The sequence below is a fragment of the Asticcacaulis sp. P4_H10 genome (assembly GCF_056400965.1).
The window spans coordinates 59,985-74,485 of sequence record NZ_JBFUKH010000004.1 but is presented as its reverse complement, the minus strand read 5'-3'; the positions used below and the strand labels follow the sequence as shown (position 1 = coordinate 74,485).

Sequence of the window (14,501 nt, the reverse complement as noted above, 5' to 3'; positions counted from 1 at the left end):
TTTGCGTCCACCTAATTAACAATTGTTCATTCTGGAACGACTTTCAATGGCCATTGGCGTTTTCGATTCCGGCGTGGGCGGGCTGAGCATCCACCACGCACTTGTCAACCGTTTGCCGCAGGCCGATTTCATCTACCTCGCCGACCAGGCCAACACCCCCTATGGCGACAAGTCCGGCGAGCAGATTGTCGAGATGACGCGTGAGGGCTGTGAGACCCTGTTCGAAGCCGGAGCCTCTCTGGTCGTCCTGGCGTGCAATACGGCGTCCGCAGTCGCCCTGCGCCGCCTGCAATCGAACTGGCTGGCGCAGTACCGCAAAACCTATAAGCGCCCAGTCAACGTGTTGGGCATTATCGTGCCGACCATCGAAGCCGCCACCGGCCTGCCGTGGGAACACGAAGCCGAACGACGCGGCGAAAAGATCGAGAAGCTGGACGTAATCGGCGTCTTCGCCACCGTCGCCACAGCCCGGTCGCGCGTCTACGAAATCGAAATCGACAAGCGCCGCCAGGACATCGCCGTCTTTACCGAGGCCTGTTCCGGTCTGGCCGATATGATCGAGCAGGCAGCACCGCGTGACGCCCTGGCTGCCAAAATCAAGGGCCATGTGGAATCCTTGCGCCTGCGCATCGGCCGCTATCCCGACCGCGCCATCCTGGGCTGCACACATTATGAGCTGGTCGCCGACCTGTTCCGCGAAGCTCTGCCCGCCGGCACACCGATCATTCATCAGCCGCCTTCGGTCGCCCGGGCGATGGGGCAGTATGTCGAGCGCCACTCCGAATACGATGTCGGGACTTCGGCCCGCCGCATCTTCCTGACCACCGGCGAGCCGCGCAGCCAGTCGGCCCTGATCGAAGCCTTTTGGGGCGCACCCCTGACCTTCGGCGCCGTCTCCAAGGGCCAAGCCGCCTGATGGATGGCGGAGACGATCTGAGCTTTGCCTTCGGTGACCCGCAGCGCGACGACGTCATCGCGCTTTTGACGGCCAGTGACGCCTATATGGCGGCGCTTTATCCGGCCGAAAGCAACCACATGCTGGACGTCGATGCTCTTCGCCAGCCGGATATCCGTTTCCTGATCGTCGAGCGGGCGGACGCGGCCGTCGGTTGTGGCGCAATCCGGATCGCGGACGGCTACGGCGAACTGAAGCGCATGTGGGTCGATCCCGCCTTGCGCGGCCACAGATTGGGCATTCGCATTCTCGAGGCACTCATCGATGAGGCCAGGCGTCTGAAACTGCCGGTGTTACGGCTTGAGACTGGCATTTCACAGCCCGAGGCCCTTGGGCTTTACGCGCGCTTCGGTTTCGTTAATATTCCCGCATTTGGCGAATACAAACCCGATCCGCTTTCCGTTTTCATGGAACGGCGTTTATAAAAAGCGTCACACACCCAGCCTATGGTGCGCCTATGCTCCGTTGTCTGATTACTGCGCTAATCCTGCTGTTCGCCATACCCGCCGCCGCCCAGGAGGTATGGAGCGAAGACGTCGTCATCTCCGCCAAGGCGTCGGGTCCTGCCATGTGGCGTCTCCGCCGCGGGCAGTCCGAGGTCATCGTCATCGGCGTCCTGCCGAGCTTCCCGAAGAAGCAGACCTGGCGCACCCGCCGCATCGAGAATGCGCTCAAAGGCGCCAATGGCCTGATGGTGCCGCAAGCCGTCAAGGCCACGACCGGCGATATGCTCAGCCTGATGTCGAGCAAGGGCTTGCCGGAAAAACGTACGCTGAAAGAGGTCCTACCAACTGATCTCTACGCGCGCTACACCGCAACGGCCGCGCGCGCCGGTATTTCCGTGAAAGACTTCGAGCGCGACAAACCCGTCTGGGCTGGTGCCCGCCTGCGTCGCGAAGTGCTGGAAAGGCGCGGTGTTACCGGGGATGAACCCACCGACACCATCACTCGCCTCGCCCGCCGTCAGGGCGTCTCGGTAAAGCCATTCGGCCGCTACAAACTCAAACCCGTCCTGAAGGACGTCAACGCCATGAGCATGGCCGCGCAAACCAATTGCATGCGCCGGACGCTCGACAATATCGACTTCGTGCTCGATAAACTGCCGGCCTCGGCCAATGCCTGGTCAACCGGCGACATGAGCACCGTCCTTGGCAATTACCGTGGCTCGGCCCTGGCCGATTGCCTCGAAGGCTCCGGCAAAGGTTCCGCGCTTATTGAACAGTCGGTCAGCGACACCGCTTTCGCCATCAATGCCGCGCTCAGCCGCCCGGGCAAGACCATCGCTGTCGTTCCGCTGTCGCCGTGGCTGCGAAAAGGCGGCGCGTTGGATAGGTTGCGGGCGCGCGGTGTGAGTGTCACAAGCCCGGAAGACTAAGCGCTAGCCATCGTATTGCATTTGCAATACACTCGGTGTCAGCGAGGTGTCCTATGGCGACTGTTCCTGTTCAAACCCGCGTCGATTCAGACGTTAAAGATCGCGCTGGGGCCGTTCTTGAAAAAATGGGCCTGACGGTTTCTGACGCCGTTCGCATCCTGTTAACTCGGATTGCCAACGAAGGCGCATTGCCCGCAGGCCTGACCGTGGATCAAGATGCCTATGACTCATGGTTCCGCGCCAAGGTGCAGGAGGCTTTGGACGATCCTCGCCCGGCTCTGTCCAACGATGAGGTCAAGGCCAGGATGGCAAAGGTCCGAGCTGATGCACTCAAACGCGCGGGGGATGCGTGAGACTGGAGTGGTCACCTCTCGCCCTTGAAGATCGCATCCGGATATTCGAGTTCATCGCCGCGGACAATATTCACGCAGCTTTCCGCGTCGATGAGGCTATCGAAACGCAAACGCATCGACTTACGGAATTTCCGGAAAGCGGCCGGCCGGGCCGAGTAACTGCGACACGCGAACTTGTGCTGGTCGCCTATCCCTACACTGTCGTTTATCGCGTAGATGAAGACGCCGTGCTGGTCCTGCGCGTTATTCACCACGCGATGGAATGGCCAGAAGGATAGACCAGGAGGCACAGCCTCCTGGACCTCAGAATGCGACAGCGTTTAATCGCTTTATATAACAAAAGACCGGGCGCCCAAAGGGTGCCCGGTCTTTTGTTATTCAATAGGTTAGACTCTACCGAGTTACGGAGTCAAGGGGTCTGTGACCCCTGGCCTTCCTACTCCGCAGCGATGTCCACCGGCGCCGAGACGCGGATCAGGTGATCGAATGCCGACAAAGCGGCTTTCGAGCCTTCGCCCATGGCAATGACGATCTGCTTGTACGGCACGGTCGTACAGTCGCCGGCCGCAAATACACCCGGCACAGACGTTTCACCCTTGGCGTTGACCTCGATCTCACCGTGCTTTGACAAGGCAATCGTGCCCTTCAGGAACTCGGTGTTCGGCAGCAAACCAATCTGAACGAAGATACCTTCCAGGTCGATCGTGTGCACCGTCTCGTGGATACGGTCCTTGTAGGTCAGGCCGATGACCTTATTGCCATCGCCCAGAACTTCGGTTGTCTGCGCATTCGTCAGCACACGGACATTCGGCAGGCTGTAGAGCTTGCGTTGCAGGACCGCATCGGCACGCAGCTCGGCCGCGAACTCCAGCAGCGTGACTTCCGAAGCCAGGCCGGCCAGGTCGATAGCCGCTTCGACGCCCGAATTGCCGCCGCCAACGACCGACACGCGCTTGCCCTTGAACAGCGGACCGTCGCAGTGCGGGCAGTAGGCCACGCCTTTGTTGCGATACTCGGCTTCGCCCGGCACACCCATCTGGCGCCAGCGGGCCCCTGTCGACAGGATGACAGTGCGGGCTTTGACAGAGGCGCCGCTTTCGAGCTTGACCTCGGTCAGGCCGTCGGGCGTTGCGGCCGGGATCAGCTGAACAGCCTTTTGCAGGTTCATGATTTCAACTTCGTAGTCCTTGACGTGCTGTTCGAGGGCTGCGACGAGCTTTGGTCCCTCGGTACGCGACACCGAGATGAAGTTTTCGATATCCATCGTGTCGAGCACCTGGCCACCAAAGCGTTCAGTGACGACGCCAGTGCGGATGCCCTTACGTGCGGCATAGATGGCGGCCGAAGCGCCGGCAGGACCGCCGCCGACGACCAGAACGTCAAACTCCGACTTGGCATCGATCTTCGCCGCTTCACGCGTTTGCGCGCCTGTATCGACCTTGGCCAGGATCTCTTCCACGCCCATGCGGCCCTGCGCAAAGACTTCGCCGTTCAACAAGACGGTCGGCACCGCCATGATCTGGCGCTTTTCGACCTCGTCCTTGAACAGGGCGCCGTCGATGGCGACGTGCTTGATCCTGGGGTTCAGCACGCTCATCAGATTCAGCGCCTGAACCACGTCAGGACAGTTCTGGCACGACAGCGAGAAGTAGGTTTCGAACCGCAGTTCACTGTCGATCTCCAGCGCCTTGACCTGTTCGATGATATCGGCCTCGACGCGCGGCGGGTGACCCCCAACTTGCAGCAAGCCAAGAACCAGCGACGTAAACTCGTGGCCCATCGGCAGGCCGGCGAAGGTGACCGAAATATCCGTACCCGGACGAACGATGGCAAAGGACGGCTTGCGCGCGTCCGAGCCATCGGTCTTCAGCGACACCTTGTCCGATGCCGCAACGATGTCGTTCAGCAGTTCGAGCAGTTCGCGCGACTTTGGGCCGTCATCGACAGACGCCACCAGTTCGATCGGCATGCGCAGGTTTTCGAGATAGGCTTTCAGTTGAGTCTTCATACCCGCGTCAAGCATGGCTGTACTCCTTTGAAACTTTAGGGAAAATCATTGTCCATATGCGGGCTCTTGTTTGTTTTGCAGCGTCATGCGCTACGAAAGCCCGCATAAGGAGAATGAGGGGGGTACATGGGGGGAGCTTGCTCCCCCCATGACTTAGTCATTAGATCTTGCCGACGAGGTCAAGCGACGGGGCCAGGGTCTTTTCACCCTCTTCCCACTTGGCCGGGCAGACTTCGCCGGGGTGCGAAGCGACGTATTGCGCGGCCTTCACCTTACGCAGCAGTTCCGAAGCATTACGGCCGATGCCTTCGGCAGTGACTTCCGAAAACTGAATGACGCCGTCCGGATCGACCAGGAAGGTGCCGCGGTCAGCCAGGCCAACGCCTTCGCGCATGACATCGAAGTTGGTGGTCACGACGCCCGACGGATCGCCCAGCATGGTGTACTTGATCTTGCCGATGGCCGGCGACGTGTCGTGCCAGGCCTTGTGCGAGAAGTGCGTGTCGGTCGAGACGCTGTAGACTTCAACGCCCAGCTTCTGGAAGGTGTCGTAGTTGTCAGCCAGATCTTCCAGCTCGGTCGGGCAGACGAAAGTGAAGTCGGCCGGATAGAAGAAGAAGATCGACCACTTGCCCTTCAGGTCGGCGTCCGTGACGTCGATAAACTTGCCTTCCTTGAAGCCAGTGGCTTTGAACGGCTTGATGGTGGTGTTGATGAGGCCCATGAAATATCTCCTTAGCAAGTTGTGAGTCGGGTCCGACGCCGCGGACATTCGCTCATGGCGCACAATAAGGCAAATCTGTTTTATTTTATTTTTGTATAGATTTTTCTTATATTGCGATGAGTGCTGCTTCGGCGCGGACAACGGCCGAAATGGCGTTGACGGTCGCCGCTATACGCAATGCGGTCTGGACCTGGACATCCGAAATGCCGTGATCGCGTAACACCTTTTCGTGACTATCCATACATACCGCGCAGCCATTGATCGCCGACACGGCAAACGACCACAGCTCGAAGTCCAGCTTGTCGACGCCCGGATTGGTCAGCAGGTTCATGCGCAGACCTGAACGCAGAGTCTGGTATTCGCGGTTCTCCATCAGGTGCAGGGCACGGTAATAGACGTTGTTCATCGCCATGATCGCCGAAGCGGTCTTAGCGGCATTGACCGCTTCGGGCGACAGGACGACTGCGGCCGCCGCTTCGACGTTGCGCACGACTTGCGGCACACCGATGGCATGCGCCGAGGCCAGAAACGTGCCCCACTTCTGCTGTTCGTTCAAAAAGGTTTCGGCTAGCAGGACGGTCAGGTTGCGCGACAGGTCCTGACCATAGGCAGGGATGAGCGATTGCAGGGCGTCGATCGACATGCGAACTCCAGTTTCGTATTTCAGCGAAATCTATAAATTGAATTTATGACGGTTCGGCCTATATTCAAGCCATGCTGCCCACCTTACGCCAACTGCAATATCTAAAGCTGCTTGCCGAGCATAAGAGCTTCATGGCCGCGGCCGAGAAGGCCTTCGTGTCACAACCGGCCCTGTCATCGGGCATAGCCGAACTGGAAAAGGCTTTGGGCGCGCGGTTGGTCGATCGGTCGCGCGGCCAGGTCATCCTGACAGCGGTCGGTGAAGAAACGCTGAAACGCGCCGAAGACATCCTTGCGCGCACCGAAGACCTGGTCGAAGCGGCGCGTGGCGCCAACCGGCCGTTGACGGGCCGCTTCCGTTTGGGCGTTATTCCGACGGTCGCGCCGTTTTTGCTGCCGAAGGCGCTGCTGAAGATCCGCGAGGCATTCCCGGACCTGCGGCTGTTCCTGCGCGAAGACCAGACGGCGCGGCTGATCGCGGCGCTGAAATCCGGCGCGCTGGACGCCGCCGTTATCGCCCTGCCCTACGACCTTCAAGGGCTCGACTGCGCCTTTATCTGTAAGGACGCCATCGTCGCCGCCACGCCGCTCAACCACCGCCTCGCGCACGAAGAACGTATCGCCCCGGAAGACCTGAAAAACGAAGAGCTGATCCTGCTTGAAGACGGCCACTGCCTGCGCGATCACGCCCTGGCGGCCTGCACCTGGAACAATCCAGGCGGCGGGATCGAGACACTGGGTTCGCAGAACGGCGGGTTTGCCGCCACCTCGCTCAATACGCTGGTGCAGATGGTCGGGTCGGGCCTTGGCGTCTCATTACTGCCCGCCATGGCGGTCGAAGCCGGCCTTGCGCGCAGCGATGAGATTTCCGTGCGTCCGCTGAAATCCGACCACGCCTGGCGCGATATCGTCGTCGTATGGCGCGCCGGATCGAGCCGCGCCGCCGAAGCGCGCCTGCTGGCGCAACATCTCAAGAAAGCCGAACCGGAAGAGGCCGCCGCATGAAACGTCTCATCCTTGTCCCGCTGCTCCTGCTGTGTGCCTGCTCCAAGCCCAAGGAAGCCCCCGCACCTGAACCGGTTTCAGCCGCCCCGCCTCCCGTTCAGGACACATGGGCCGGCAAATATTCCGGCGATCTGATCGTCCGCATCGACGCCACGCACGAGGTGACACTGATCGAAGCGGCCACAGACGGCTGTGCGGGCGATCTCGGCGTCGTCGAAGGCGGACTGGTGAGCAACGCACTGTCTGAAAACGAACTGCAACTGATCCTGCATCCGGAGCCGGCGCTGACCTGCACGATCAATATCCGCAAGGCGGGCAATACCCTGACCGTGGTCGAAGCCGGCGACTGTGGCGCCTATCACGGCGCGACATGCAGCTTCAACGGCACGGTTACCCGCACAAAATAAGCCCTCCAGCCGGTAAGACGTCTCCTCTCCCCGCTTGAGGGGAGAGGAAAGGCGCGCAGCGCCAAGGTGAGGGGTAAATTGTCAGAAGATACGCGTGCGGAATATGCGGTTAACCCCTCATCCGGTCGAGCAAGCTCGACCACCTTCTCCCCTCAGGTGGGGAGAAGGGAAAGCGGTGCGAGGGAGGGACTGACCTTTAGTCGATATTCGCGTCTTACATCGTGGCGGCGCGCTTCAGGAAGGTCTCGACGACGTCCTTCATCTGGTCGGCCTGGCGCGCCAGGGTGTGCGACGCCTCAGTCACGTCACCCGATACGATACCGGCTTCTTCCGCCGAATGGTTCAGTTGCTCGATGGTTGCCGAAGCTTCACCGGCGCCCTGCAAGGCGGTAGACAGGCTTTGCGTGATCTCACGCGTCGCCTGGACCTGCTGACGCACCGACTCCGACGTATTTTCGGAAATGCCCTGCATCTGGCTGATGACACCCGCAATGCTGCCGATTTCACTGCTTGTGCGGTCGGCAGCGCGGCGAACATCGCCGATGCGGTTGCGAATTTCCTCGGTGGCTTTCGACGTCTGGTCGGCCAGGCTCTTGACCTCATGGGCGACGACCGCGAAACCACGACCGGCGTCACCGGCGCGAGCGGCTTCGATGGTGGCGTTCAGCGCCAGCAGGTTGGTCTGCTTGGCGACTGACGAGATCAGGTCGACGATCTCGTTTATACGCGCCACGGCGTGGGTCAGTTCGCTGACGGCGGCCTGGGTCTGCTGAGCGCTGTTGGTGGCATCGCGAGCGACATCGGCCGAAGCCGAAGCCTGACGGTCGACTTCCGAAATCGTGGCGCCCAGTTCTTCCGACGCGGCCGCGACCGTGCTCATCGAATCGCGCACCGAGAAGATCGAATTGACCGCCGAATGGGCCCGGCTGGCGTTTTCCGACGAAGCCGAGGTCAGGATGGCAGCGGACTGCTCGAGATGGCTCGACGCCTTTTCTACTCCACGGATAAGGCCCGCGAAGTCGGTGTTGAAGCTGCTGATCAGACGCTCCATTTCAGCGGCGCGCTCCAGACGGGCACGTCCCGCCTCTTCCTGCTCTGCACTCAATGTGCGGCTCTGGCCGGTGACGTCCTTGAAGACCTGAAGCGCTTCGACGACCAGGCCCAGTTCATCGCCGCGATGAAGCTTACCCGGATCGACGCTCATGTCGGCAGCGGCCAGGCGGTGCGTGGCATCGGCAATGACATTGATCGACTTGGAGGTCGAGCGGCCGATAAAGATACCCAGAGCACCGGTGCCCAGGGCCGCAATGGCGGCAATAATGATGATCAGCATGGTGTCGTTCTGCGCACCCTTGACGCTTTCGGCGGCCATGGCCTTGGCGCGTTCGTCGGTGCGCTTCAGCACCTTCTGCACGATGGCATCGGTATTCTGTTCCGAAGCCGCGTAAGGCCCCAGGAAGGAAATGGCGGCATTCAGGTCGATTTCCAGCATGGAGGACACGAACTCGATGGCCCCCTTCTGACCTTCGATCTCCTTGCCCAGTTCGTCATAAGCCTTCTTGTCCTCGGCGTCGGTCGCCTTGGCGGCGCGCGCCTTGACCTTGTCCTGCAGTACCTTGAGGCGTTCAGCGATCTGGGCCGTATAGGCCGCGCTGCCCGTCGTCGTGTCGCCGCCGGCGCGGGCGGCCAGGGCGTTATAGAGATCGCGGGCATCGCCCCGCAGTTCGGCACGGACCTCACCCAGGAACAAGGCGTTTTCCATGGCGCCGTTGACGACGGCGTCCATGCGTTTGGTCTGCGAATGCAGGGCCATGGTCGCGGCGGTCGCCAGGACGGCGATCAGGGCCATCGCCACCAGAGACGGGACGAGGAACTTCCAGATGAACGGCCAGTCCGACGGACGGGCCCAGTTCGGCTTTTGGCTGTGTGACGGGGAGGTCATGACGTGCTCGCGATCGGAATTGTAGCAGAATGAGCCGCCGCCGGGGCTGTGTAACTCCGGCGGCGAAATAAGGTTACCAATGCTTACTAACCGAGAGGTAAACGGTCGACGGCACCTTGAGGCCAGCGGTCTGAACCTTGGCATTGCCGAGATTCTTGCCGCTCAACGACAGTGTCATGGCGTGACCGAGGTCGTAATTGACATTGGCGGCCAGAGTGGTGTGTGCCGGGACCGTCGTCAGGACGTAGGTCAGCGGGGCGAAGGACTTGAAGTCGTCCGTATGGTGGACAAAGGCATCGATGCTCCACTTGCCGCCAGTCCATCCGACATTCAGGTTGCCGCGGCTCTTCGGCGTCATGTCGGCGAAGTTGGCGCGCAGGACGGTGAGGTCCTGACCGGCCAGGGCCGTGTCCTTGACGTCGGTCGCCGTGTAGTCGCCGTTCCAGTGGAAGCCGGCGCCGAACGTACCCGAAGCCGACAGTTCAAAGCCGGTCATCTTCGAATCGGCGACATTGGTCCAGCTGATGGCCGGATAGGTCGTCATCGTCGGCATCTGGAACAGAGCGGCGGCGCCAGGCTGGCCCTTGACGCCGTCGGTCGTCTGACTGAACAGCTTGATGCCGGCCTTCACCTTGCCAAAGTTGCGGTCGTAGGAGACTTCGGTGTTCTTGACGATGCTGGGTTCGATGAACGGATTGCCCATGACAACAAGGGTGAAGCCGGGCTGCGGCACGGCCAGCTGGAAGCCGCCCAGTTCGATCAGGGTCGGCGCCTGGACACCACGCGCCGTCATCAGGCGGACCGTGTCCTTGTCGCTCAGGCGCCAGACAGCGCCAGCATTGAAGCTGAGCTCACTTATGTCACGATCCCAGTTGGCGTTATCAGCCAGCGGGAAGCCGGGGGAGAAGGTGCCCGTGCGCTTCAGCGACAGATTGTCCGAACGCACGGCGACGGCCGTGCTGAACGTGTCCGAAACCGCCCAGTTCCACATGGCCGACGGCGCCAGGACTTTATAGCTGACTTCGCCACCGGTGATCGGCGCCGTTTCCATCTCGTTGTTGCGCGACTCGAGGCCAAAGCGGAAGGTGTGCGGACCGACCTTGATCAGATCCTGGATGCTCATGACCGAGATCGTATTGCGCAGGCTGACCGTACCGGCGATATCGCTGGTGCTGCGCATGGTGTTGCGATAGGCGGTTGCCGTCACCAGACCAAGCTTCGTGTCGGAGGTCAGGTCGGCCTTGACCGAACCCGTGACGTACTTGCTGGCCGCCGGATCGTAGTTCGACACGGCGTCATTGACCTGGACGTTAGACAGCGAAGACTCAAACCGCAGCTCGGTCTTTTCCGTCAATGAGGCTACAGCATCGACATTGATATTGGCGCGCGATGGTTCGGCACGATACTGCACAGCGAGCAGGCCGACCGTGTCTGCCCATTCGTCGGCCTTGGATATACCGCCCGAGACGCGGGCGGCAATCTTAGGTGACAGACGGATCGTGGAGACGATCGAGGCTTCCTTGCCATTGCGCGAAGCGACGGAGACCGAACCACTGCTGACAGAGTCGTACTTCGGGTTATAGGTGATGATGTTGACCACGCCCGACACGGCATTGAAGCCAAACAGGGCGGCGTTCGGGCCCTTGACCACTTCGATCTGGCGGATTTCCGACAGCTGTACCGGGATGGTCGACCAGGCGGTGTAGCCATAGTGGTCGAGATAGACTTGGCGGCCGTTGATCAGCACCAGAAGGCGCGGCGACATTGGCTGGTTATAGCCGCGCACACCGACATCGGCACCGTAGGTCGACCAGTTGAGGACGTCGATGCCCGGGACGCGGCCGATCAGGGTTTGCAGGTCGTGGGCGCCGGAGCGTTTGATGTCATCGGCCGAGATGATCGTCATATCAACCGGGACTTCGGTCGAACGCTGGGGTGATCCAGTGGCCGAGGTGGTGACGGCTTCGCCGAACAGGCTTTCCAGTGAACCGTAGTCGATCGACTGGGCGCCGGCGGCGCCGGCAACGAACGGCAGGGCGGCAAGGGCCGCCGACAGGAGGGTATAGAATTTACGCATGTGAATATACTCCGAAGCGCCGGGCGCTTAAATTTCCTTGATCATCATTTTGAAGGCGGCCTTGAACCTGGCGCCGACGGCGGCGGCAGTAGCCGAGTTGACGACGATTTCGACCTTGGGCGTGGCAGCCACACCCATGACGCAGGCGCCGGATTTGACGCAGGCCATGTCGGAGCTGATGCTCAGGGCCTTCTTGCTCTTGGCGACGGCGCCGACCGCGGCGTAGTTGACGCCCTGGGTCATATAGAAGGCGCCGACATCACCGGCGGAAGCGGCTGCGCCGGCTTCGACAGGTTTACCGACGACGGTAGCGCCACCGGCGGCCATGCCGGACCCGAGCGCGGCCATGATCTGGTCCTTTTCGGCGACAGATGCGGGCTTGGAAGAGTCATAAACGATTGCAAAGACCACCTTGCCGGTGGGACCGCCATCCAGGAAGGTCAGGGTGCGCCCTGCCACCTGAATTTCACGCGCGCCGTCCGCAAGGGCGGGTACGGCCGCTAAAGATAAGAGGGATAAAAAAAGCGCTCCGGCAACGGCTATATAAGCCTCGGAACGCGGATGACGTTTTGTCATGATGTAAGCCTCACTAACTGAACTGAGGCCATGAGTAAAACGAAAGGGTTAATCAGACATAAATTATAGAAACGATTGCATAGAGGCGATTTCATCTTGCAGACCCCGTTTTTCCCACCCTTGGGTCACGATGGCCGCAGGGGTAAAAATATCGTTGGATTACCGGTAGTTCCAGGAATTACCCGCAGAACTACCGGAGTCATACTCCCCGCAATACCGTCCTATACTGTACCATAATGACGCTGATTGCGCGGTATGCCGCCGCCCCTTTTCACTGTGAAATCATGACATTATCAAATTAACAAGTCGTTAAAGGCGAGTTTGTGGAAATATTCGCGCAAAAATGATTGTAATAATGGAATGTTTTACTCTCCGTCCGGTACACCTATACGCAGCTCTTCCAGCCACAGCTTTGCGGAGGCGTCCGACGGCATCCGCCAGTCGCCGCGCGGTGACAGCGCACCGCCGGAAATCAGCTTGGGGCCATTGGGCACCGCAGACCGTTTGAACTGGGATGTGGCAAAAAAGCGCCACACAAAGATCTCAAGCCATTTCTTGATCTCGGCCAGGTCATAGGCCCGGCGCTTGGCCTCGGGGAAATCAGCCGGCCATTCGCCGGCTGCGGCATCACGCCACGCCCGCCACGCCAGAAAAGCGACCTTGGACGGCCGCAGACCATAGCGGGTGATATAGTAGAGCGAAAAATCCTGAAGCTCGTATGGCCCGACCTTGTCCTCGGTCTTCTGCAACTTGCCGTCTTCGACAGGGATCAGTTCGGGTGAAATCTCGCGTTCAAGCACAGACTGCAGGATACGGCCGGTCTTCACGTCGAACTCCTTGACCGCCGCCCAGCGGATCAGATGCTGGATCAGCGTCTTGGGCGCGCCGCAATTGACATTGTAATGGCTCATATGATCGCCGACGCCATAGGTACACCAGCCGAGCGCCAGTTCGGACAGATCGCCCGTGCCGACGACAAACCCGCGCTTCTCGCCCGCCAGCCGGAACAGGAAGTCGGTACGCAGACCGGCCTGCACATTCTCGAAATTGACGTCGTAGACCTTCTCACCGCGCGAAAAGGGGTGATTGATGTCCATCAGCATGCGTTTGGCCGCCGGGCGGATGTCGATTGTCTCTGCACTTATCCCCAGCGCCTTCATCAGCCGAAGCGCATCGTTCTTCGAACCCGTCGTCGTGCCAAAGCCGGGCATGGTGTAGCCGTGGATATTGGCGCGCGGAATGCCAAGGCGATCGAAGGCCTTGCAGGCGACGATCACGGCATGGGTCGAATCCAGTCCGCCAGAGATACCGATGACCAGATTCTTCGTGCCCGTGCTTTCCAGCCGCTGCATCAGGCCGTGGACCTGGATATTAAAGGCCTCATAGCAGTCTTCATCCAGTCGGCCGGCTTCGACCGGGACGAACGGGAAGCGCGGCACGTCGCGATGGAAATCGGTCAGACCGTGCGGCTCACAGGCAAACAACAGCGGACGCGGCACGACGTCCTCGCCCTTTCGCGCATCGTTGAAGGTGCCGGTGCGCAGGCGTTCCGAGGCAATGCGTTCCACATCGACATCCGCCAGGGTCAACGTGCCGGAGTGAAAGCGCTCGCCTTCGGCCAGCAGGTCGCCCATCTCATAGATCAGTGACTGGCCGTCCCAGGCCAGGTCCGTCGTCGATTCCCCCGGCCCCGCCGCCGTAAAGGCGTAGGCGCACATCAGCCGTTCCGAGATCGCCGCGCATATACGTTTGCGCGTTCGGGACTTGCCGACCGTCACCGGCGAGGCCGACAGGTTGACGATCAGATGCGCGCCCGATAGCGCCAGCCGCGTCGATGGTGTCACCGGCGCCCACATATCTTCGCAGATTTCGACGCCAAACCGGAAAGCCTCGAACCCCGTCGCCTGAAAAACCAGATCGACGCCTACCGCCGTTGCCTGCTGGTTCAGCGTCACGAAGCCGGTCTTGAGGTCGAACGCCGTCGCAAACCAGCGCTTCTCATAGAATTCACGGTAGTTCGGCAGGAAGGATTTCGGCACCACACCCAGTGCCCGGCCGCGATGGATGACGATAGCGCAGTTATAGACGGCTTCGAGAATACGCAGCGGCGCGCCGACGACCATGACGGTGCGGATATGCGTCGATTCCCGGATCAGCTCATCCAGTGCCTTTTTCGCCGCGTCGATCACCAGTTCCTGCATGAACAGGTCGTCGAGCGTATATCCCGTGAGGCTCAGTTCCGGAAACACGACCAGGTCGGCACCGGCAGCTTCACTACGCCGCGCCAGGTCGAGATGTTCGGCCAGGTTCGCCGTTGGATCGGCAATATGCACTTTCGGCGTCACGCAGGCGACACGCACAAAGCCGTGCGATGCGGGAGATGCGAAATTTTTGACGGAATTTGGCATGGGGCGGCCTCAATAAAAAATCATCCGGC

Annotated in this window: 14 protein-coding genes; 7 read left to right on the top strand and 7 right to left on the bottom strand. The window is 60.6% G+C overall.

Going from position 1 to position 14,501, the window contains the following annotated elements:
- Window positions 1-46 precede the first annotated feature (46 nt).
- From murI to AC1DON_RS08465, 5 genes are read left to right on the top strand one after another with little or no spacing between them, the layout of a single operon-like run.
- Complete coding sequence (gene murI, locus AC1DON_RS08485; protein ID WP_476934352.1) at window positions 47-916, top strand: glutamate racemase; 870 nt, start codon at window positions 47-49, stop codon at window positions 914-916.
- On the top strand, window positions 916-1,380 hold the full coding sequence (locus AC1DON_RS08480) for a GNAT family N-acetyltransferase (protein ID WP_476934351.1): 465 nt from the start codon (window positions 916-918) through the stop codon (window positions 1,378-1,380). Before murI ends, AC1DON_RS08480 begins: the two co-directional genes overlap by 1 nt.
- Window positions 1,381-1,412: 32 nt before the next feature.
- Window positions 1,413-2,330 (top strand): TraB/GumN family protein, encoded by a 918-nt coding sequence (locus AC1DON_RS08475; protein ID WP_476934350.1) that lies wholly within the window; start codon window positions 1,413-1,415, stop codon window positions 2,328-2,330.
- 53 nt (window positions 2,331-2,383) lie between these two features.
- Window positions 2,384-2,683, top strand: a complete 300-nt coding sequence (locus AC1DON_RS08470) for a type II toxin-antitoxin system RelB/DinJ family antitoxin (RefSeq protein ID WP_476934349.1) — start codon at window positions 2,384-2,386, stop codon at window positions 2,681-2,683.
- A complete protein-coding gene (locus AC1DON_RS08465; RefSeq protein WP_476934348.1) occupies window positions 2,680-2,961 on the top strand; it encodes a type II toxin-antitoxin system RelE/ParE family toxin in 282 nt (93 codons plus the stop codon). The genes AC1DON_RS08470 and AC1DON_RS08465 overlap by 4 nt, the downstream gene beginning before the upstream one ends.
- 158 nt (window positions 2,962-3,119) lie before the next feature.
- Here the strand turns inward: AC1DON_RS08465 and ahpF are convergent, their stop codons facing one another.
- The 3 genes from ahpF to ahpD all read right to left on the bottom strand — a co-directional run bounded on the left by ahpF (window position 3,120) and on the right by ahpD (window position 6,058).
- Window positions 3,120-4,706: an alkyl hydroperoxide reductase subunit F gene (gene ahpF / locus AC1DON_RS08460; RefSeq protein ID WP_476934347.1), complete on the bottom strand. Its 1,587-nt coding sequence runs from the start codon at window positions 4,704-4,706 to the stop codon at window positions 3,120-3,122.
- A gap of 145 nt (window positions 4,707-4,851) precedes the next feature.
- Entirely contained in the window at window positions 4,852-5,415 is a 564-nt protein-coding gene (gene ahpC, locus AC1DON_RS08455) for an alkyl hydroperoxide reductase subunit C (protein WP_476934346.1), read from the bottom strand.
- A 106-nt stretch (window positions 5,416-5,521) separates the two neighbouring features.
- Complete coding sequence (gene ahpD, locus AC1DON_RS08450) at window positions 5,522-6,058, bottom strand: alkylhydroperoxidase, AhpD family (protein ID WP_476934345.1); 537 nt, start codon at window positions 6,056-6,058, stop codon at window positions 5,522-5,524.
- A gap of 71 nt (window positions 6,059-6,129) precedes the next feature.
- Between ahpD and AC1DON_RS08445 the strand changes: the two genes are divergently transcribed.
- Both AC1DON_RS08445 and AC1DON_RS08440 read left to right on the top strand, forming a co-directional pair.
- On the top strand, window positions 6,130-7,062 hold the full coding sequence (locus tag AC1DON_RS08445) for a hydrogen peroxide-inducible genes activator (RefSeq protein WP_476934344.1): 933 nt from the start codon (window positions 6,130-6,132) through the stop codon (window positions 7,060-7,062).
- The gene (locus AC1DON_RS08440; protein WP_476934343.1) at window positions 7,059-7,469 is read left to right on the top strand and encodes a hypothetical protein; all 411 of its coding nucleotides are present in this window, start codon (window positions 7,059-7,061) and stop codon (window positions 7,467-7,469) included. The genes AC1DON_RS08445 and AC1DON_RS08440 overlap by 4 nt, the downstream gene beginning before the upstream one ends.
- Window positions 7,470-7,683: 214 nt before the next feature.
- On the opposite strand, the gene AC1DON_RS08435 is transcribed toward AC1DON_RS08440, so the two are convergent.
- The 4 genes from AC1DON_RS08435 to AC1DON_RS08420 all read right to left on the bottom strand — a co-directional run bounded on the left by AC1DON_RS08435 (window position 7,684) and on the right by AC1DON_RS08420 (window position 14,472).
- On the bottom strand, window positions 7,684-9,411 hold the full coding sequence (locus AC1DON_RS08435) for a methyl-accepting chemotaxis protein (RefSeq protein WP_476934342.1): 1,728 nt from the start codon (window positions 9,409-9,411) through the stop codon (window positions 7,684-7,686).
- Between the two features lie 73 nt (window positions 9,412-9,484).
- Entirely contained in the window at window positions 9,485-11,488 is a 2,004-nt protein-coding gene (locus tag AC1DON_RS08430) for a TonB-dependent receptor plug domain-containing protein (protein ID WP_476934341.1), read from the bottom strand.
- Window positions 11,489-11,515: 27 nt separating this feature from the next.
- Window positions 11,516-11,947, bottom strand: a complete 432-nt coding sequence (locus tag AC1DON_RS08425) for a hypothetical protein (protein ID WP_476934340.1) — start codon at window positions 11,945-11,947, stop codon at window positions 11,516-11,518.
- A 482-nt stretch (window positions 11,948-12,429) separates the two neighbouring features.
- Window positions 12,430-14,472 (bottom strand): NAD(+) synthase, encoded by a 2,043-nt coding sequence (locus AC1DON_RS08420; protein ID WP_476934339.1) that lies wholly within the window; start codon window positions 14,470-14,472, stop codon window positions 12,430-12,432.
- Window positions 14,473-14,501 lie beyond the last annotated feature (29 nt).